Raw genomic sequence first — 20,577 nt, 5'->3', positions numbered from 1 at the left:
TTTCCATTAAGGGAAATGGCTTAGATTAGCTGTGTCTCTCCTTCAGGGAAGTGCGCACGAATGTAATCCAATTTACCTGATTCAACCAGACCTACAAACACCTCTACAAGACGTTTATCAAGATGACTTCCAGCAATTCGTTGAAGCTCATCGGTTGCTTCTTTTTGAGTCCAAGCGTCCTTATAGCTGCGCTTAGATACCAATGCATCGAAGACATCGACAACAGCAACAATCCTAGCAGCGAGCGGAATTTCATCCCCTTTCAAACCTTTAGGATAGCCACTGCCATCCACTTTCTCATGGTGACCGAGTGCAATATCTCTCGCCATATTGAAGAACGCATTTTTGCCCAGGATCTTAGCCCCAATAGCAGAATGCTGTCGCATAACTTCCCATTCTTGGTTATCCAATGAGCCCGGTTTGTTAAGAATGGCATCAGGCGTGGTAATCTTACCTACATCATGCATCATGCTAGAAAAGCCAAGACGATTGACCACTTCTTCCGATAAACCAATCGCTTTACCCAACTCTTCTGAATACTCTTTCACTCTGTTAATGTGATTACCTGTATCGTTATCTTTAAAATCACAAACCATGGCTAGTTTCTGGATCGTTTCTAAATTGGCTTCATACAACTCTTGTGTACGCGCTCTGACACGTTCTTCCAAATAACTATTAGCCTCATCCAACTCTCGATTAAGTCGCTGCTGTTCCTTATAAAGGTGACGAGTTCGAAGGTGAGAACCTACACGTGCACGCAGCTCTTCATGACTGAACGGCTTTGTTATGTAGTCACTAGCACCAGCCGTCAATAGATCACATAAAAGCTCTTCCTGGTCGAATTGAGTAACGACAATCACCGGCACTTGATCATACTGAGAGCAGGAACGGATCAAATGATTTAACTCAATACCATCCATCTCAGGCATCTCGACATCGGTCATCACGAGATCAACATCATCGTGTTGCTGAAGTGTCTCCCACGCCTCTTTACCATTTTGGCAAAGCACAGGTGAACAGCCTAATTGCTCAAGCATCTGACCATATAGCGCTAATAAAGCCACACTATCCTCAGCCACTAACACTTTGAATCGCTGCCCCGCAATATGCTGACTAAACTGCATTGTTTCTTTACGCTCAATCACATTCTTTACTCTTTCAAGTAAGAAATGCTGAGTACAGTTTTTCATAATGAAATCAGTTACGCCCGCCTGAAAGCAGTTACGCTTTAACTCCATAGAGCGAAGTGAAGAGACAACAATAATTGGAACAAGTAAAAACTCAGGACGAGCTTTAATCTTAGATGCAAAGGCGACACATTCTGTATCCGGCAGCTCAGCTCCCAATAGAATGAGATCAGGAATATCAAAACTGAGAGCCTTATAACAGCTTTCACCAGTTTGATGTAGTTTTACGCGATAACCGGCATCTTCGAGTACTGCTTTGTAAAATGTACGAATTGTCGAGCTGCCATCAACCACAAAAATGGTTTGTTGCATCCTTAAATCTCCCAGAGGTTCCGTCCTGCCAGACTGAATAGTCTGAAACTACAAATATGCTCTTACTTATACCACCTTGTATTTTAAGACCCTACTAAACCTTAGGTTATTTTTAGCTTTTTTGTGACTTAACAACATGAATTTTTTAACGCTGAATCACGCCAATGTACGACCTTTGTGTATAAACCTGACATGAATCACTGGCAAAAATGCTGCAGCGCGTCATAATCAGGTCATATACAATTATTACCTTCAGTTCTATCAAATAACGGGTAATACAATTTATTTTCGAGGTTTTGATGGTTATTCAAGAAAAACCACCGCTGCACGACCAGCTAGAATTTTTTATTGAACAAGCTGAAAAGGCTCGCCCTATCCGTACAGCTGTTGCCCATCCAGTTGATGGCAATAGTCTGATTGGCGCAGTGGAAGCAGCCGAGCACGACCTTATTATCCCAACACTGGTTGGGCCTGAAGCAAAGATTAAAGCCGTAGCTGAAGAACAGAATCTGGATATCAGTAATTTTGAGCTAATCAATACAGAACATAGCCACGCCGCTGCAGAGCTAGCTTGTGAACTGATCAAGCGCGGCGAAGCCGAAGTATTGATGAAAGGTCATTTAGGTACATCGGAATTGCTACGCGCAGTGGTTCACAAAACAAAAGGGATCAGAACTGAGCGCCGCTTGAGTCACGTCTTTGTGTTTGATGTACCAAACTATCATAAGCCGCTAATCATCACCGATGCGGCAATCAACATCACACCAGATCTGTACTGTAAAAAAGATATCACCCAAAACGCGATCGATTTCTGCCGTGCACTAGGCGTTCAGACACCGAAAGTGGCTATTTTATCCGCGGTAGAAAAAGTTAAGCCTAATATTCAAAGTACCATCGATGCTGCTGCGCTTTGCAAAATGGCAGATCGCTCACAGATAACAGGTGGTCTATTAGATGGTCCTCTTGCCTTTGATAATGCGATCTCGCAACAAGCCGCTATCGACAAGCACATTGTTTCCGACGTATCCGGTGATGCCGATATTCTGTTAGCCCCTGATTTAGAATCCGCAAATATGATTGCTAAGCAGCTAATTTATTTAGCCAACGCTAAATCGGCAGGCATCGCATTGGGTGCCAAAGTACCGATCATTCTAACAAGCCGTGCAGATAAAACGCTTGCTCGTCTAGCCTCCTGTGCGTTGGCATCTCATATGGTTCATCACAAAGAAAAGTAGGTCGTATGGAAACGATTTTAACGGTTAATGGCGGCTCCTCTAGCTTAAAATGCGCATTGTTTAAGTACACAGGCGCTAAGCTAGAGCTGCTATATAACTTTAAGCTGGGCAATATCCTTAATGATACCGCTCGCTTTAAAGTGAAAGGTGCGTCCGGTGAAGTTCTACTTAAGAGCACGCCAAGCTTTAGCGACGTGCCTAAAGAGCAACGCCACCAAGCCTGCTTAAAAACTATACTCGACTGGCTAAATGCTGAAGTCAGTGACAACACTCTATGCGCCTTCGGCCATCGCGTTGTTCATGGGGGTAGTCACTTTAGCGCGCCTATCCTGATTAATGATCAGGTATTAGATAAGCTGGCGAGCTTTATTCCACTAGCGCCACTGCATCAGCCTTATAACCTAAGACTGATCGAGGCCTGCAGAAACATAGCTCCAGACCTACCTCAAGTAGCCTGTTTTGACACAATGTTTCATGCCGAGCAATCCTCGTTGGAGCAACACTATGCCCTGCCTCGTAAATACACTGAGGAAGGTGTTCATCGCTACGGTTTCCACGGGCTTTCATACGAATACATTCAGCGCCAACTTGTTGAGCAGAAAAGCGGCCATCTAAAAACCGTAGTCTGTCACTTAGGCGCTGGCGCAAGTATGTGCGCCATCGGCGAGGGTAAATCTGTTGCTTCGTCCATGGGCTTTACTGCGGTAGATGGTCTGCCAATGGGTAGCCGTTGTGGCAATATCGACCCGGGTGTTTTGCTTTACCTACAGCGCCATCACAACCTTTCAGCTGATGATCTGGAAGCGTTGATCTACAAGCAAAGTGGCTGGCTAGGTGTGTCGGGCATCAGCTCTGACATGTTGGAGCTTGAGCAAAGCGACCAACCCGAAGCTGAAGAAGCAATCGATATGTTCTGCTACCGTGCAGCACTAGAGATTGGCCGTTTATCTGCAGCACTCGAAGGTCTAGAGCAGATTGTATTCACAGGTGGTGTCGGCGAAAACAGCGCCAATGTCAGGGAACGTATTCTTAAGCGCTGTGAATGGCTAGGTGTTAAATTTAACCCTCATGCTAATTCAACCAACGACAGCATTATCAATGGTGCCGATTCTAAAGTGACTGTGCGCGTCATCCCGACCAATGAGGAAGCGATGATTGCCATGCACACTAAGGATTTAATGGCTTAATCGTCATTACGCTCAAACATTAAAAAAGGGTACTTACCAAAAGTACCCTTTTTTATATCTATAAATCGGCCAAGATTACTTCTTCGGTTTTTTCGGCGCTTTCTTCTTGCCACTAGCCGGTTTTTTCTTCTTTTTCGTGCCTGCTGCTTTACCCGAGGCTTTTACTTTTTTCGGGCCTTTGTAGCTACCTACCAAGCTTTCGATTAATTTACGTCTAAAGCGAGTCTTCAGGTAACGCTCAATCGAAGACATTAGGTTCCACTCGTGCGGATCGATCAAAGAGATCGCCTGGCCCTCCTGGCCGGCACGACCGGTACGGCCAACACGGTGAAGGTAGAGATCGCCCTTACGCGGCATCTCCATGTTGATTACTAACTCAACCCCTTCCACATCCAAACCACGGGACGCTAGATCAGTAGTTACCAAAACCGTTGTTGTACCCTTACGGAAGCCTTCAATCGTTGCGAAACGGCCTTTCTGCTGCACATCACCATGCAATAGAGCCGCTTTGAATTTGTGGTAGCGTAAAAAGCCATCCAAACGGCGCGCTTCAGTTTTGCTGTTACAGAACACAATCGCCTTGTCGTACGATTCGTTTTCTAGCAACCAGCACAGCTGTTTATCTTTATGAGACTGATCATCAGAGAGGACAATACTCTGCTTGATCCCCTCTTCTACCTCGCGCTTTTGACCAACACGGATCCACTCAGGATCGACCAATAGCTTCTGAGCTAACGTACGAACCTGCGTAGGCAAAGTCGCTGAGATCAACAATGTCTGACGTGCTTCTGGGCAAAGGGTTAGGATCTGATCCAAACGCTCTTTAAAACCGGTTTCTAGCATACGATCCGCTTCATCCAGAATCAGCAGATCTAGGCTATCCAACTCAATAGAACGGTTTTCCAAATGCGGTACTAAACGCCCCGGTGTCGCAATCACCAAATCAGCACGCGCCAAGCGTTTTTCCTGCTGTTTAAAATCTTCACCGCCCACCAGCGAAACAGCATCTAGCTCTAGGCCAGCAGCCAATTTATTAAACTGTTGTAACACCTGCTCAGCGAGTTCACGCACAGGTACGAGTACGATGGCTTTCGGCTGACGTGTTGGCGATTTACCCGCAGAGAGTTCCTGCACTAAAGGAATCAGATAAGCACCGGTTTTACCGCTACCCGTTGGCGAACTTACCAACAGATCCATCCCTTCCAACAACAAAGGCACCGCCTTCTGCTGAACCTCAGTCGGCTCACTGAAGCCAAGCGTTTTAAGGTTCTCTTCTAACTGTGGATGTAGTGCGATATCAGAAAACATAGTGATTCCATAAACAAAGAAAGCGATGAACATTCATCGCTTTCAAAGATAACGTATAAAGATCGGGTTCGCCGCTTTAGTAATGAACGAGCAGAGATAGCTATGATACAGGATTTCATATCTAGGAAGGATTTAATTTACTCTGACACTAGATATTCATGACCCTAGATACTCTAGTTTTTATGATTTTGAGAACATTCCTTTCCGCTCATGATTTCAAAAATAGGCGTTGTATAGGTTTCTGCAGCATACTTATCGGGCCAATTAACTTGTAATTGATAGAATATTTTCAACGCTCTTTCCTTGAAGCGCTGAGGATGGCAATGCGGATCGTACATTGAGGGCGATCTGATAATAGAAATTAAACTTACTACTTCATTTGAATTAAGCTCAGAGGCCCTCTTTTCAAAATAGTACTCACTCGCAGCATCCAAACCAAAGTGGTTATGACCGAAATATGATTTCCGTGCAACAAACTCCAAAAGCTGGAAAACTTCCGAATTTCTAGATAACCAAATTGTTGTAACAACACCCGCTATATGACCTCGATCACGCAACTTCGGGGAATTTAAGGCTAATAAACGAGATACTTGGCTAGCGAGCAATAAACCGGCGTTGCTAGTTTTTATATAACGTGGGTGATCAGAATTAGTGGTATATAAAAACTTTAGGGCATACTCCGTCGCTGTAATACTCTCGAATCTAATATCTCCGCTCTCTCCCAAGGACACCCACAATGCATCAAAAACAACTTGACTAGATAAGGTGTCGTTCTGGATTTTCTGAGGATCCAAGTGCAATGCTGAGTAATGGTAATATCCCTCTAAACTCACGAAAGCAAATATCACGATCCCGGCTAGAAATAAGTAGATTCGTTTAACCAACTTCATGCAAATAGTTTATGCCCTTAGAGTTAAAATGCTTAAAGCAGCTAAACAGCATACGTCGGATGGATTTTCTTATTAAGGTTTCGCAAACACATAAGTATCTGGATGCCTATCGTTTGGGTAATCTCCAGCCATTGCCCAAATTTCCACATAATCAACTATTCCGTTATTATCAAATTCGATATCAACAGTCGCACCGTGCTGAAGTTCGGGAGAACTTATCTCAGGCCCATTGGTTCTGGTAAGCCCATCTAAGAAATTAGAACTAACCGGCATACTATTTTGATTTGGTTTAAATGTAATAAAAACCCCTCCGCCGTTTGTAAACTCTCTTTCAGTGACTTTTGCACCTAAGAGCTGACTAGCAAAAGCTTCGCGCTCGCTGGGATATGTATCTAATAGCCAAAGAATGATATTTCTCTCAAGGTCTTCCATAGAGTCCTAATATATATTCGGGAGCCCGTAAATAAACCAGCATAGCTTTTAGATCTACAAAGAGATACTGCATAAAATCGCATGCTACTTAAACTTGCTGCTAACTGTCTTTCAGATATAGTTAGCATGCTTATTTACTGACCTAGGTTTTCGCTCTATGAAAAAAGTGCTGTTTTCTCTGATTTTTTTCTATGCGGCTTCTGTTTCTGCTAATGATACTGAGCTGTTTTATTTCGAAGCGGAATGGTGTGGGCCATGCAAAAGGGTTGCGCCGGTTTTGCAGGCTCATAATAAAGAGAGCCCACAAACCCAGGTGCAGTTTGTTGATGTGGATAATTCACCAGAGATAGCCGAGCAGCATAAAGTTAGAGGTATCCCGGTCCTTCATATCTACACTGCTGGTAAGCATTGTGAAGTTGTAGGCGCGCCTGATCTGGTTAATAAACCGGTACAGCAGCTTATCAAAGAATGCCTAAAGTAATTTATTCAGCCTGATTCAATTTCCGCCCACAAAAAAGCAGCCACAAGGCTGCTTTTTAAATGGTTTGCTATAAAGACTGCAATCAACTGCTTCGTTGTCTAACCGCTTCAAACAAGCAGATACCTGTAGCAACGGAAACATTCAAACTACTCACTTCGCCAGCCATTGGAATTTTAACTAGCTGATCGCAATGCTCACGTGTCAGTCGACGCATACCTTGGCCTTCTGCGCCCATAATCAGCGCCATAGGGCCTGTTAGGTTAGCTTGGTAAACATTTAGATCGGTTTCACCTGCGGTGCCTGTGGTCCAGATACCGCGCTCTTGCAGGCTTTTAAGGGTACGAGCAAGGTTAGTGACCAGAATGTACGGTACCGCTTCAGCTGCGCCACAAGCAACCTTAGCTGCAGTTGCGTTTAATGGTGCGGATTTATCTTTAGGGGCGATAACTGCCTGTACACCAGCTGCGTCAGCAGTACGCAGACAAGCACCTAGGTTATGTGGATCGGTTACACCATCGAGTACCAATAGGAACGGTGGTACATCGAGGTTATCCAGCAGTTGATCTAGGAACTTTTCGTTGTGGGTTTGGATCGGTTTACACAGTGCAACGACACCTTGGTGGGAACCACCATCGGCTAGCTCTTCCAGATCACGTTTAGTGACTTGTTCGCATTGGATCTTCAGACCCATCGCCGTTTCGTACAAACGCTGCATGCGGTCATCGTGACGACCTTTGGCAATCAAGATTTTCTGGATACGTTGTGCATCACGCTTAAGCGCTGTGTTTACGGCGTGAATGCCGAAAAGGTATTCATATTTCATCTTAGCGCTCCCCTACCCAGTCGCCCGCTTGCTCACGTACCAATGTAGCCAAAAGCTCGATAAAGCTATCTTGAGCATTCAGTGCAGGAATATATTGGTAGGATTCGCCACCTGCTTCCATGAACACGTCACGGTTCTCGATAGCAATCTCTTCCAGTGTCTCTAAGCAATCAGCAGAGAACGCAGGACACGCGATCTGTAGAGACTTAACACCTTTCTCGGGTAAAGATTCCAATGTTTTGTCTGTATACGGCTGCATCCACTCAGCAGGCCCAAAACGAGATTGGAATGTCGTCATCCACTCTGTATCAGCAAGGCCTAGCTTAGCCGCTAATAGCTCAGAGGTTTCGTGACACTGTTTTGGATAAGGATCGCCCTTATCCGCGTATTCCTTCGGAATACCGTGGTACGAGAGAATCAATTTATCAGGGCTACCGTTTTCTTCACGGAAGTTTTTAACTTGATCAGCCAACGCAGCAATGTAGTCTGGGTGACTGTAATAAGAGTTAACAATACGAATATCTAAAACTTCACGCTGTTTAAGCTGAAACTTAGCAACCTGATCATAAATAGGCGCAGTGGTGGTCGCAGAATATTGCGGATACATAGGTACCAATAGAATTTTTTGGTAACCGCTTTCTTGTAACTTTTTAAGGCGCGGTGTTAGCCCCGGCTTACCGTAAGTCATCGCAGAGAAAACATCCGGTGCATGCTCACCATGCTTCTGCTGAAGCAGCAGATGAAGGCCCGCTACCTGCTTGTCCAAAATCTTGCGCATCGGGGAATCATCTTCCCAAATGCTGGCATAAGCTTTCGCTACTTTACCTGGACGAACATTAAGGATGATGCCATTAAGAACAGACAACCACAGCATACGCCTTAGGCCTTTGCCTTCAACTACACGCTGGTCAGATAAAAACTCTTTTAGGTAACGACGAACAGCGCCTTTTTCAGCTTTGTCAGGCGTACCTAAGTTAACTAATACAACGGCGGTTTTATCTGTTTGGCTCATTCAGCATCTTTCCTTTTATGTAAGGGGGAGATTATCTCGGATGTGCGACTAAAATCCTATAGTTAGCGCTGATTATAGGCATAAAAAAACCGCACCCGGTGGGGTACGGTTTTTTAAATCTTTTAGATCAATGCTAATTAAGCATTTTCCAAGCCAGCGAATACGCCGTCACGGATATCTTCTACAGAACCAACGCCTGCTACGTAAACGTAAGAAGGTGCAGCAGCTGCGTCTTCTTCAGCCCAGCCTTTGTAGTAAGTGATCAGTGGAGCAGTCTGGTCATGGTAAACTTTCAGACGGTCACGAACAGTGTCTTCTGCATCGTCAGCACGCTGAACTAGGTCTTCACCAGTTACGTCGTCTTTACCTTCAACCTTAGGCTGGTTGAAAATAACGTGGTAAGTACGGCCAGAACCTGGGTGCACACGACGACCAGCCATACGCTTAACGATCTCTTCGTCAGCAACATCAATTTCAACTACTGCATCGATGTTAACGCCAGCATCTTTTAGAGCATCAGCTTGTGGGATAGTGCGTGGGAAACCGTCGAATAGGAAACCATTTGCACAATCAGATTCAGCGATACGCTCTTTAACTAGACCGATGATGATGTCATCAGAAACAAGCTGGCCTGCGTCCATAACTTCTTTGGCTTTCACGCCCAGAGGGGTACCCGCTTTTACCGCAGCACGTAGCATGTCGCCAGTAGAGATCTGAGGAATGCCATACTTCTCAGTGATGTATTGTGCCTGAGTACCTTTACCTGCGCCTGGTGCGCCCAGAAGGATAATACGCATACAGGAAACTCCTAACTAGTAAGTTTAAAATTTTAAAGTTGTCGCCATCCGATCTATGTTGATCGAATAAGCAGAAATCTGTCATAAAAAAATGCTAATGCCGGACGATACCATGACCTTAAAAGCGAACAATTCGACATTAGGACTACCAATACAGGACTTATGGAACCAAGGTATAAGTCCGTTAGTTTGATAGGTTGTCATCGTCAAAGCGGCCACATCTCCAGCAAACTTATTGAAAGTTCGGGAGTTTCAACAGCGGCTTTGAATTAAAAATCTGTGTAAGAGACTACGTTATCAAGTCACTGCAGCACAAGCAATTATTGCTGCACCGCAGTAACTTAGATCATAAAAACAGCGAAAATCGCTGAAAAATCAGCTTATCCAGTATTTCGCATACCGGCGGAAATACCCGCCATGGTTACCATTAGCGCTTGCTCTAAGCGTTCATTTGGCTGGTTACGATCTCGATGAAGCAATTCTGCCTGCAAGAAATGCAGCGGATCAATATACGGGTTTCGCACATCGATCGACTGGCGAATCACAGGGCTAGCATCCAATAAGCCATCTTGCTCTTTAATCTTATTGATCAGACCAACAATATCACCAAGACGCTGACGTAAACTTGAGCCCAGTACACCTAGCTCTTCAGAAACCAACTGCTCATCATAGTAAGCCGATATATTGCGATCACTCTTTGCCAATACCATCTCAAGCATGTCGATAGTGGATCTAAAAAATGGCCATTTCTGGTACATCTCTTTTACCAGCGACTGACTGCTCTCATTCAGCGCTTCTTGCAATGCTTTATCACTACCCAACCATGCTGGCAGCATTAAGCGAATCTGCGTCCACGCGAAGATCCATGGAATCGCACGAAGACTCTCTACCCCACCATCCTGTCGGCGTTTGGCTGGGCGCGATCCCAAAGGCAACTTCGCTAGCTCTTGCTCTGGCGTAGCCGCACGGAAATACGGCACAAACATTGAGTTTTCCCGCACAATAGCACGGTACTCCGTTAAGCCGCGTTTAGCCATCGCTTCCATCTGCTCACGCCACGCTTGCTCTGGCCCAGGAGCCGGACTAAGCGTAGCTTCCAATACAGCACCTGTGCACAACTCTAAGTTACGAATCGCCAAATCAGGCATACCGTACTTAAAGCGGATCATCTCACCCTGTTCGGTTAAGCGCAGACTATGATCTACAGAACCCGGAGGCTGTGCCAAAATCGCTGTGTGACTAGGACCGCCACCACGACCCACTGTACCACCACGACCGTGGAACAAGGTTAAGTGAACACCATGATCTTTACATAGCTGAGTTAGCCCTTCCTGCGCCTTAAACTGGCCCCAAGCCGCGGCCAATTGACCAGCGTCTTTGGAGGAATCGGAATAACCGATCATCACCTCTTGATGGCCTTGGGTGTAGGCTTTGTACCAATCAACGCTTAACAAGGCATCAATACAGTCGCGAGCATTTTCAAGGTCATTTAGGGTTTCAAACAGCGGTGCAACACGCATGTTATGGCTGATGCCCATCTCACGCAGAAGCAAGATAACGGCTAATACATCGGAAGGATGACTCGCCATGGAGATTACATAAGAGCCCAATGCACTCTTATCAGCTGTCGCTACAACTTGGCAGGTATCTAGAACTTCCTGCACCTCATCTGATGGTACCCACTCATTAGGGAACAACGGACGCTTGCTTTGCAGTTCTTTCAACAAGAAGCTTTGACGGCCTTCTTCAGTCCATCCACTGTATGAACCTAGGCCGTAAAACTGTGATAGTTCTTCAAATACTTGCGCATGACGATCAGAGCTCTGGCGAATATCTAACTTCACCAAGGTTAGGCCGAAGCAAGCGATACGACGGATAATATCTTCCAGCGCATTCTCAGCAATGATACCCATACCGCACTCTTGCAAAGAGCGATAGCACAGCATCAACGGTTCTAGAAGCTCTTCCTCGTGGACATAAACATCGTAATCGCCATCAACGTCGCCTTTCAGCTGACGCGCAACCCAGTTTTTAGTGCCTTGCAGATGATTCCGCACATCACCGAGTAATTTACGATAGGGTTCTGCGCAATCACCTACCCGCTCAATTAACTCTTTGCTGGCTTGGTGCATAGACAGTTCGGCACGTAAAGCATCAACATCTTTCAGATAAAGATCAGCCGCCATCCAACGGGAAAGCAGTAACACCTCTTCGGTGACTTTGGCTGTAACGTTCGGGTTACCATCTCGGTCCCCCCCCATCCAAGAGGCAAAGCGAATTGGCGAACTATCGAGTGGTAGACGCTCACCCAACGTCTCATTTAACTGAGCATCTAGTCGACGTAGGAACTTAGGTACCGCTGTCCAAAGGGAATTTTCGATTACTGCAAAGCCCCACTTCGCCTCATCAACCGGCGTTGGGCGTTGCTTACGGATCTCATCGGTGTGCCAAATCTGTCGGATCAATTCATCCAAACGAACCTGTGCTTCCTCATCGCCTCTATCTAAGCGACGTAGGCAGTCAGCAATATCATCGTATTTTTGGATTAAGGTACGGCGGTTAACTTCAGTAGGGTGTGCCGTAAGCACAAGATCGATCTGGGTATCACATAAAGAATCAGCAATCTGTTTTGGCGTAAACCCTTTCTGGCGTAGTTGAGCAAACAGAGTGCAGAGGGAATCGGGGGTACAAACATCGGTGACTTCGAGGTAACGACGTACCCGGTGGTGCTCTTCAGCAATATTGGCGAGGTTTAAAAACTGGGTAAACGCACGGGCTACAGGTAATACTTCGTCTTCGCCCAATTCACGAAGTGCTTTTAACAGCTCTTCGTGCTCTGCGTTTTCTTCCGTACGCCCCTCTTTCGCTAACTGGCGTACCACTTCAATCTTATCAAACAGTTCATCACCAAGGTGTGCTTTTATGGTCTCCCCAAGGCTGGAGCCGAGCATTCGAACATCATCGCGTAAAGCTTCGTGCAGATTGGTCATATATCCCTCCTGACGCAAAAATTCGCATACCGATGGAGTCGGTTTTCTTCGATGCTAACCCATTAAAAAGAAGAAAAACACAGTAAATTCAGTTAATTATTTAAGGAATAGCGCACTAAAACAGGGCTATAAGAGAGGTATGTAAGGAGGAGTAAAGTGCTTTAACTGCATGCTAAAAGCCTGCTATGAACCTTTTAAAGTAGCTACAGACCTTTAGCTTTGGCTTGATCCCAAAAGGCATCTAATTCCTCTAAAGAGTAACCATCCCAGTCGCGATCAGATGCGAGCACTTGGTCTTCAACAAAGCTAAAGCGACGTTCAAACTTTTGGTTGGTTCCACGCACAGCATGTTCAGGATTTACACCAAGGTGACGGGCAAGATTGACCTGAGCAAAAAGCATATCGCCCATTTCATCTGCTACCGCAGCTTTATCACCGGACTTAATGGCTTCACGAAGCTCTGCTAACTCCTCTTCCATCTTACCCAATACGGCTTCGGTTTCGTTCCAATCAAAACCTACTTGCGCAGCGCGCTTTTGCAATTTAGCAGCACGAGACAGAGCAGGCAAAGCACGCGGCACATCGTCTAATACACGACTGATACCTTTTGCTTCTTTTGCATCGCGCTCTTGCTGTTTGATCGCTTCCCAATTGCGCTTAATCTCCTCTTCCGAGATCGGGTTATCTGCACAATTGGAGTGCAAGGTACCGTCTGGAAAAACATGAGGATGTCGACGAACTAACTTCTCGATCAGGTTGTTTACGACTGTGGAAAAGTCGAATCGCTTATCTTCAGAACCCAGCTGGGTATAAAAGATCACTTGGAACAGCAGATCACCTAACTCGTCGTTTAGATGTTCCCAGTCTTCACGCTCGATAGCATCTGCAACCTCATACGCCTCTTCCAAGGTATGCGGCACAATAGTTGCGTAGGTCTGCTTAAGATCCCAAGGGCAGCCTGTCTCGGGATCACGCAAACGTGACATCAGATAGATAAGATCATCAATTGTGTACTGAGCCATACCGCAAAAACCTACATCCAGCTTATTAGTTGGTGCCACCGCGTTGACGGTGAACTTCCATTACGTTTGGCACCTGATTGATCTTGTCCATAATACGACCCAAAAGATCCAGACTAGAGATCTCGGTAGTTAGGGTTAAACGTGCAATATTGTCGCGCTTATCAGACAGAGTATTCGCAGCAATAATGTTTAGATCTTCTTCCGCCATCAACAACATAACGTCACGTAGAAGACCAGAACGGTCGAACGCTTCGATATAAATATCCACAGGGTAAGTTGTCTGGCCTGTTTCACCCCAATCAACTTCGATCACCCTTTCAGGCTCACGTTCCTGCAACTGAATCATGTTGATGCAGTCTTCACGGTGAACAGAAACACCACGGCCTTGAGTGATATAACCGGCAATAGGATCGCCCAATACAGGCTTACAGCAACTCGCCATCGTAGTGAGCAGGTTACCTACACCACGAATGCGAACTCCTTCTGGCTGACCAGAATCACCTGCGCTCTGTGCTGGCAGAGCCAGATCCAGCTGCTCTTCCTCTTCACGCAGTACCTGTTTCTGAGCGGCATTGATAATCTGCGACAGACGTAGATCACCCGCACCTAAAGCGGCATACATATCTTCAGTATTCTTGTAATTAACCTGTTCAACGATCTGATTAATATCCAGTTCGTCTAGATCAATTGCCAAGCGTTTAAACTCTTTCGCAACGATAGAGCGGCCGGCATCGGCATTCTGCTCTTTCGCCTGGAACTTGAACCAGTGCGCAACTTTGGCACGCGCTCGTGGCGTCGTTACAAAGCCAAGGTTGATATTTAGCCAATCACGACGCGGGCGCTCTTCGTTACCCGTCATGATCTCGACCTGATCTCCGGTCTGTAGACGACGGTTTAACGGAACGATACGACCATTGATTTTGGCACCGCGGCAACGGTGGCCGATTTCGGTGTGAACGCGGTAGGCAAAATCAACCGGCGTCGCACCTTTAGGCATATCGATAACGTGGCCATCAGGGGTAAAGATGTAGAGGCGATCTTGAACAACATCGCCTCGCAGCATGTCACCAAACTCTTCGCTTTCACCCAAGTCATCGTGCCATTCAAGCACCTGACGCAACCATGCGATCTTATCTTCGTAGGCATCACTGCTTTGCTTGGTATCTGTGCCTTTATATAGGTGATGGGCACATACACCTAGCTCCGCCTCTTCGTGCATATCAAAGGTACGGATCTGAATCTCTAATACTTTACCTTCAGGACCAAATACAGCGGTATGAAGGGAACGATAGCCGTTAGGTTTTGGGGAAGCGATGTAGTCATCAAATTCATGAGGAATATTGCGCCATAGGCTGTGCACAATACCCAGCACCGCATAGCAATCACGGCTTTGCGGCACCAAAATACGTACAGCACGAACATCGTAAACTTGGCTAAACTCGATATTCTTACGCTGCATTTTTCGCCAGATACTGTAGATGTGCTTAGCGCGACCGCTAACCTCACCATCAATATTGACGTTTTCTAGCTCGCTTTCTAAACGCAGAACAACCTTGTCGATATAGTCCTGACGGTTTAAGCGTTTCTCATCCAGAAGCTTGGCAATGTGTTTATAGTCATTAGGCTTTAGATAGCGGAAGGAAAGGTCTTCCAATTCCCATTTGATATGACCGATACCAAGACGGTGAGCAAGCGGCGCGTAGATATCAAATACTTCACGCGCCACAAGATAACGTTTGCGGCGACTGCCGTCTTTTACACCTCGAATAGCACAAGTACGCTCAGCAATTTTGATCAGCGCCACACGCACATCATCAATCATCGCCACCAGCATCTTACGGACATTATCCATCTGAGTAGTTTCACTACCCAATACGCTTTCATCAATTCGAGGATTTTTACGGCTACCGATAGCAGCCATTTGGAGAACGCCCATGATCAATTGGGCGATGCCTTTATCGAACTGTTTACGAACACGCTCGATAGGCAGTTTACGTTCACGCACTGCGCGATAAAGAATAGCGGCAACGAGGGAATCTTGATCCTGATGCAGATCCGCAAGAATCTGCGCCATTTCTAGGCCTGTGCGGTAGCTGTTATGGCTATTTTCAGCCCAGACATCTTCTGATGCTTCGCTGTTATCCTGCGCTTGTTTTGCCATTTCACAAGCACGACGAATAACATCGATATCTTCAATGTCTGTAAGATCTTGAAGGTGCTCCAACCAAACATCTAGATCTACAGATCCATCGTCTAGAATAGGCTGGTCTTGACGTACCTTAACCATGTTCTACTACTGCTCCCAGAAATTAACCCTACCGTTCACCGGCTATTTTTATTATTTTTTATCTGCACTAAATATATGGGCTAGAAGTGATTAATCAACTTCTGCTCTCTACTCATGCGGCGCATATTCTATTCCTTCAGAAGCCAAAGCGCGAATTTCTTAAGCATTAATGCCTACTAATATTTTATGCCAAGCACAAAAAAAGCCCCATTGGGGCTTTTCTATATTGCAAAAAACATCTTGCGATCAAAACTTAACCGTTAAACACGCCAGTTGAAAGGTAACGATCACCACGGTCACAGATGATACAAACAATCACCGCGTTCTCGACTTGCTCTGCTAAACGCAATGCGCCCGCAACAGCACCACCGGAAGATACGCCGCAGAAGATACCTTCTTTCTGCGCCAATTCACGCATAGTGTCTTCAGCTTCTTGCTGACCAATATCCAAAACTTTATCTACACGGCTTTCATCAAAGATCTTAGGTAGATATTCCTGCGGCCAGCGACGGATACCAGGAATCTGTGCACCTTCGCTTGGCTGCAAACCGACAATCTGAACATCCGCGCTTTGTTCTTTAAGGAAACGAGACGTTCCCATGATGGTACCGGTAGTGCCCATAGAGCTGACAAAGTGAGTCACTTTACCTTGAGTCTGTTCCCAGATCTCAGGACCTGTACCCTGATAATGCGCTTCCGGGTTATCAAGGTTAGAGAACTGATCAAGTACGATGCCTTCACCACGCTCTTGCATAGCTAGTGCTAGATCACGCGCACCTTCCATGCCCTCTTCTTTTGTGACAGGGATAAGCTCTGCGCCGTAAGCCGTCATCGAAGCTTTACGCTCTTCGCTGCTGTTATCAGGCATGATCAACTTCATCTTATAACCTTTGATTGCAGCAGCCATGGCTAAGGCAATACCTGTATTACCTGATGTTGCTTCGATCAAAGTATCACCCGGCTTAATCTGACCACGATCTTCCGCACGCTGAATCATACTAAGCGCAGGACGATCCTTAACTGAGCCTGCAGGGTTATTGCCTTCCAGCTTACATAGAATCACATTGCCGTTGCCCTGACCTATACGCTGTAGACGCACAAGTGGGGTCTTACCGACATAGTCTTCAATTGTTGGAAACTGCACGCTCATAGAATTTTTCACCGTTATAAGAAACAAATAATAAGTTATAAAAAAGCTGTTTTTTATAGCCTATATAAAGGACACAAAAGTTTACCGAGGGTTCCCTAAAAGCACAAGAAATCTACTCTTCACCAACAAGCATAGCCCAGCGCAATTTCGTTCAATAAATTGGTTTTAAGCACTGCCATAGTAAGCCAATAATTTACGTTAGAAGGTTTCCTATGTTTGCACTTGCCCTATCTATGGCTGTCTTTGCCCTTGTCGGTGCGATTACCCCCGGCCCTGTGAATATTATCGCGACCAGTTCCGCTGCGGTTTATGGTTTTTTACGTACCCTGCCCCATGTACTCGGGGCGACAATCTCTTACACATTGATTGTTTTGCTTGCAGGCGCAGGTACGCATCAGCTATTTCAAAACAATCCACAGCTATTGGTTATCCTTAAATATCTGGGCAGCGCCTTTCTTATCTATATGGCGTACAAAATTGCTACGGCAACCGGTGAGTCCAATAACCTAGAACAGAGCTCAACACCGCCCACTTTTATGCAAGGCGCACTCAGCCAAGGGCTCAATCCTAAAGCCTGGTTAGTCTCGATCTCAGGTGTGAGTGTATTTGTACTAAACCAGTCCGAGCCTCAACTATATTTAGGTGTGTTTGGCGCAATCTCTTTTGCGGCGTGCCTGATTGGCGTTGGAACTTGGGCTGTCGCTGGGCATCTGATTAAAGATTATCTAGCGCAACCCAAACAGCAAAAGCTATTTAACCGCATTATGGGCATAATGTTATTTCTAACGATTGCACCAATCTGGATAAATTAGCGCCTGAGTTAGCCGATGAAAAAGACCAGCAAACCCAATACACAAAAGCCTGCCGAGTTTTTTGCTCGCTGTGCTTCGCTGCCTTTTATAGAAATGCGCTCAGCTCATCGCTCGGCAGCTTGCTACCAAACTCACTCCCATGATGAGTTTTCTTTCGGCGTGATCGATACCGGTAGCGCCAAATACCACAACCTGAAACAATCAAATCAGATCCATCAAGGCACCACGGTGACGATTAACCCGGGCGATGCTCACTCCTGCAACCCTGATGCAGGTGAATGGTCTTATCGTATGCTGTTTATCGATACCGATTGGATTAGTGAGTTACAAAAAGAACTCTTCAGTAGCAACAATCAGGATTACCTCGCGTTTAACCAAGTCCTGCAAAGTAACCCAAGCTTATTTACACAGTTCGACAGCCTGTTTCAGCAGCTCAGTGAGAGCGACAATAAACTCGCAGCTGAAACCCTTTTGATCGAATATCTGAAAACGCTGTTTGGCAAAGACCTTAATACCCAAAGCGATCAAAAGGCGCTGGATAACTTCCATATCCATAGAGTAAAGGAACTGATCATGGACCAACTCGATTCACCTTGGTCTCTCGATGATTTTTGTGCCGAAACCGGATTAAGCCGTTATCACCTAATCCGCAGTTTTAAACAGCAATACGGCCAAGCTCCGCATGCTTATCAACTGAACCAACGGATCAATAGAGCTAAGCAACTACTGCAACAAGGGAATGGTTTAGCGGAGACAGCACTGGAATTGGGCTTTGCCGATCAAAGCCATTTTCAAAGGCACTTTAAGAAACGCGTGGCGGTAACCCCGAAGAGCTATCAGTCGTTTTTTGTGGGGACTGTGTAAAGCAGCAAAAGAGTTAGCTTGGGTCGAGGATCGCTATATATTGAGGTCGGTAGGGAAGGCTAACTTTATTCTTTGAGTTTGTAGCAAAGAGTAGGCATTTCTTTGATAAAGAAAATATCGCTTCGTCCCTTCATAAACCAGTTCAGACTTATGCATTTTTATTGGTTTAGCAATAGCCCCAAAAGGCCTAGTAACATTTAGATATACAAAATTTTCATCGAAACTTAGATGTATATAATTGTTACTCATCCAATCGCCATCAACGCAATATAAAAAACGCCCTTTTACTTTCACTCCCTTATTACTTTCCTTATATTCACAAGGGTAAAATTGCCTCAATTCTTGCCAAAGCTCTCCTCGAGCAAACATAAGCTTACTCAAAGTCATTACGATAGCTGTAAATAAAACAAAAAAAATTAATTCCATTTCTACTTATTGTTCCCTACCAAATACACTTCATAGTTCAGCTAGTACAGTACTATGAGAAGAACCTATGAGGTATTACTAATCCTTAGTCACAGGTTCTATCAAGCCTTCTCGCAGAGCAATTTTATACCCATAAACACTCTTAAATTCATATGCATCCCGAGTGCTCAACCAATAATCCTTCTTTCCTTTGTAAATTAAATCGCATATCGGGATTTTTATTGGTTTTATAAATAACGAAAATAACCTATAAGGACCTAGATAGAGATACTTACCCTTCAACTTTACTTCAATGCAATTTTCACTTTCCCATGCTTCTTCATAAAAAACAAATCGGCTATGGTTTTTAGATAATTCAGGAATATTAAGATACTCCTTTCTGGAGCAGCCATATATATTATGTAGTTGCTGCCAAAAAGGTTTCCTTGAAAAAGCATAATTTACGCCGATGAAACTAACTATCGCTAATAATGCTACCGGCATGAAAAACTCTAAAATATTCATTTAGATATCCAACAACCTTCTTAAACTTTCTTCATCTCATCGAACATGTGTAAGTAATGTGCAATACGCTGCGCTATTGCACCCTACAATCTGGACAAGTTTTCAATAACTCAGAACACCTACCTAGGAATGGCAAAGACTTAAAAAGAGATGCTTAAGATTCACTTTCCATGTGAAGGCCCATCAAACATAGCAAGATTACTTGTGGAAGAAAACCAACCGAGTTATCCCATCTCTTGTCCACAAACGACAATTTTTACCAAATGAAAAACATCCCCACCTTCTGTGGATAACTCAGTGAATAGTTTTTGGGTAGATCGCTGAAAGGCACTAATTACGTTGAATTCAGCAAATAGTTTAAAATTTAACCCAACAAAAATTAATCCTTTAATTTCAATCAGTTATATAAATCAACAAGATTTTTTAAACTTTCTAAAATTAATTAATGCAATATTGACAAGGGAAATTTTTAGCTGTGCACAAGAATAATGCACAGTGGCGAAATCCACAGATATCACCGCACTTTTTTTGTAGCTGTGCATTATTTTTTTGGTGCAAAGAAAGGATTAGGAAGTGCCCACTCACTCGTCAGGCATCTCTAATTCGATATGTGTTTTCGGGATACAGCAGCAGGTTAGGACTTCGTCATCCTGCAGGTCCAATAAGCTCTCTTGAACATATTGGACTTCACCTTCGATCAGGCGAACTTTACAACAGCCGCAGTATCCACCGCGGCAGTTGTACGGCGCTGGAATCTCTTGTGCTTCCAGCGCATCTAACAAGGTCGGTTCGTACTGATAGTAGAACGTATGGTGATGGTTAACTTTGATGCGTGATGGGCCAGACATTCGCTTGCCT

19 protein-coding genes are annotated in these 20,577 nt (G+C 45.0%); 5 read left to right on the top strand and 14 right to left on the bottom strand.

Going from position 1 to position 20,577, the window contains the following annotated elements; genetic code table 11:
- Positions 1-20: 20 nt before the first annotated feature.
- A complete protein-coding gene (locus ACMXYP_RS03985; protein ID WP_415883719.1) occupies positions 21-1,499 on the bottom strand; it encodes a response regulator in 1,479 nt (492 codons plus the stop codon).
- A 299-nt stretch (positions 1,500-1,798) separates the two neighbouring features.
- Here ACMXYP_RS03985 and ACMXYP_RS03980 point away from each other — a divergent pair, with 299 nt between their 5' ends.
- Positions 1,799-2,734: a bifunctional enoyl-CoA hydratase/phosphate acetyltransferase gene (locus ACMXYP_RS03980; protein WP_415883718.1), complete on the top strand. Its 936-nt coding sequence runs from the start codon at positions 1,799-1,801 to the stop codon at positions 2,732-2,734.
- A gap of 5 nt (positions 2,735-2,739) precedes the next feature.
- Positions 2,740-3,921 (top strand): acetate/propionate family kinase, encoded by a 1,182-nt coding sequence (locus ACMXYP_RS03975; RefSeq protein ID WP_415883717.1) that lies wholly within the window; start codon positions 2,740-2,742, stop codon positions 3,919-3,921.
- Positions 3,922-3,996: 75 nt separating this feature from the next.
- Here the strand turns inward: ACMXYP_RS03975 and ACMXYP_RS03970 are convergent, their stop codons facing one another.
- The 3 genes from ACMXYP_RS03970 to ACMXYP_RS03960 all read right to left on the bottom strand — a co-directional run bounded on the left by ACMXYP_RS03970 (position 3,997) and on the right by ACMXYP_RS03960 (position 6,551).
- On the bottom strand, positions 3,997-5,229 hold the full coding sequence (locus tag ACMXYP_RS03970; RefSeq protein WP_415883716.1) for a DEAD/DEAH box helicase: 1,233 nt from the start codon (positions 5,227-5,229) through the stop codon (positions 3,997-3,999).
- A 173-nt stretch (positions 5,230-5,402) separates the two neighbouring features.
- A complete protein-coding gene (locus ACMXYP_RS03965) occupies positions 5,403-6,119 on the bottom strand; it encodes a transglycosylase domain-containing protein (RefSeq protein ID WP_415883715.1) in 717 nt (238 codons plus the stop codon).
- A gap of 72 nt (positions 6,120-6,191) precedes the next feature.
- Positions 6,192-6,551, bottom strand: coding sequence for a hypothetical protein (locus ACMXYP_RS03960; protein ID WP_415883714.1), 360 nt, complete (start codon positions 6,549-6,551; stop codon positions 6,192-6,194).
- 157 nt (positions 6,552-6,708) lie between these two features.
- Between ACMXYP_RS03960 and ACMXYP_RS03955 the strand changes: the two genes are divergently transcribed.
- Positions 6,709-7,032 (top strand): thioredoxin domain-containing protein, encoded by a 324-nt coding sequence (locus tag ACMXYP_RS03955; protein WP_415883713.1) that lies wholly within the window; start codon positions 6,709-6,711, stop codon positions 7,030-7,032.
- Positions 7,033-7,114: 82 nt separating this feature from the next.
- Here ACMXYP_RS03955 and rlmB read toward each other — a convergent pair whose 3' ends face one another.
- The 7 genes from rlmB to cysM all read right to left on the bottom strand — a co-directional run bounded on the left by rlmB (position 7,115) and on the right by cysM (position 17,113).
- A complete protein-coding gene (gene rlmB, locus ACMXYP_RS03950) occupies positions 7,115-7,855 on the bottom strand; it encodes a 23S rRNA (guanosine(2251)-2'-O)-methyltransferase RlmB (protein ID WP_415883712.1) in 741 nt (246 codons plus the stop codon).
- Between the two features lies 1 nt (position 7,856).
- The gene (hemH, locus tag ACMXYP_RS03945) at positions 7,857-8,867 is read right to left on the bottom strand and encodes a ferrochelatase (protein ID WP_415883711.1); all 1,011 of its coding nucleotides are present in this window, start codon (positions 8,865-8,867) and stop codon (positions 7,857-7,859) included.
- 137 nt (positions 8,868-9,004) lie between these two features.
- Complete coding sequence (adk, locus tag ACMXYP_RS03940) at positions 9,005-9,664, bottom strand: adenylate kinase (protein WP_415883710.1); 660 nt, start codon at positions 9,662-9,664, stop codon at positions 9,005-9,007.
- A 380-nt stretch (positions 9,665-10,044) separates the two neighbouring features.
- A complete protein-coding gene (gene ppc, locus ACMXYP_RS03935) occupies positions 10,045-12,654 on the bottom strand; it encodes a phosphoenolpyruvate carboxylase (protein WP_415883709.1) in 2,610 nt (869 codons plus the stop codon).
- A 203-nt stretch (positions 12,655-12,857) separates the two neighbouring features.
- Positions 12,858-13,676, bottom strand: coding sequence for a nucleoside triphosphate pyrophosphohydrolase (gene mazG, locus ACMXYP_RS03930; protein WP_415883708.1), 819 nt, complete (start codon positions 13,674-13,676; stop codon positions 12,858-12,860).
- A gap of 25 nt (positions 13,677-13,701) precedes the next feature.
- A complete protein-coding gene (gene relA / locus ACMXYP_RS03925) occupies positions 13,702-15,963 on the bottom strand; it encodes a GTP diphosphokinase (protein ID WP_415883707.1) in 2,262 nt (753 codons plus the stop codon).
- Positions 15,964-16,216: 253 nt separating this feature from the next.
- Positions 16,217-17,113, bottom strand: coding sequence for a cysteine synthase CysM (gene cysM, locus ACMXYP_RS03920; RefSeq protein WP_415883706.1), 897 nt, complete (start codon positions 17,111-17,113; stop codon positions 16,217-16,219).
- Positions 17,114-17,325: 212 nt separating this feature from the next.
- Here cysM and ACMXYP_RS03915 point away from each other — a divergent pair, with 212 nt between their 5' ends.
- On the top strand, positions 17,326-17,925 hold the full coding sequence (locus tag ACMXYP_RS03915) for a LysE family translocator (protein WP_415883705.1): 600 nt from the start codon (positions 17,326-17,328) through the stop codon (positions 17,923-17,925).
- Positions 17,926-17,940: 15 nt separating this feature from the next.
- The gene (locus ACMXYP_RS03910; protein ID WP_415883704.1) at positions 17,941-18,789 is read left to right on the top strand and encodes an AraC family transcriptional regulator; all 849 of its coding nucleotides are present in this window, start codon (positions 17,941-17,943) and stop codon (positions 18,787-18,789) included.
- Between the two features lie 33 nt (positions 18,790-18,822).
- Here the strand turns inward: ACMXYP_RS03910 and ACMXYP_RS03905 are convergent, their stop codons facing one another.
- The 3 genes from ACMXYP_RS03905 to yfaE all read right to left on the bottom strand — a co-directional run bounded on the left by ACMXYP_RS03905 (position 18,823) and on the right by yfaE (position 20,567).
- Complete coding sequence (locus ACMXYP_RS03905; RefSeq protein ID WP_415883703.1) at positions 18,823-19,215, bottom strand: hypothetical protein; 393 nt, start codon at positions 19,213-19,215, stop codon at positions 18,823-18,825.
- A 78-nt stretch (positions 19,216-19,293) separates the two neighbouring features.
- Entirely contained in the window at positions 19,294-19,719 is a 426-nt protein-coding gene (locus ACMXYP_RS03900) for a hypothetical protein (RefSeq protein WP_415883702.1), read from the bottom strand.
- A 581-nt stretch (positions 19,720-20,300) separates the two neighbouring features.
- Entirely contained in the window at positions 20,301-20,567 is a 267-nt protein-coding gene (gene yfaE / locus ACMXYP_RS03895; protein ID WP_415883701.1) for a class I ribonucleotide reductase maintenance protein YfaE, read from the bottom strand.
- Between the last annotated feature and the right edge of the window lie 10 nt (positions 20,568-20,577).

Source organism: Neptuniibacter sp. QD34_54, from assembly GCF_047778055.1.
GTDB lineage: Bacteria > Pseudomonadota > Gammaproteobacteria > Pseudomonadales > Balneatricaceae > Neptuniibacter.
The sequence above is the reverse complement of the archived record's forward strand: the minus strand, read 5'-3'. Positions and strand labels throughout refer to the sequence as shown.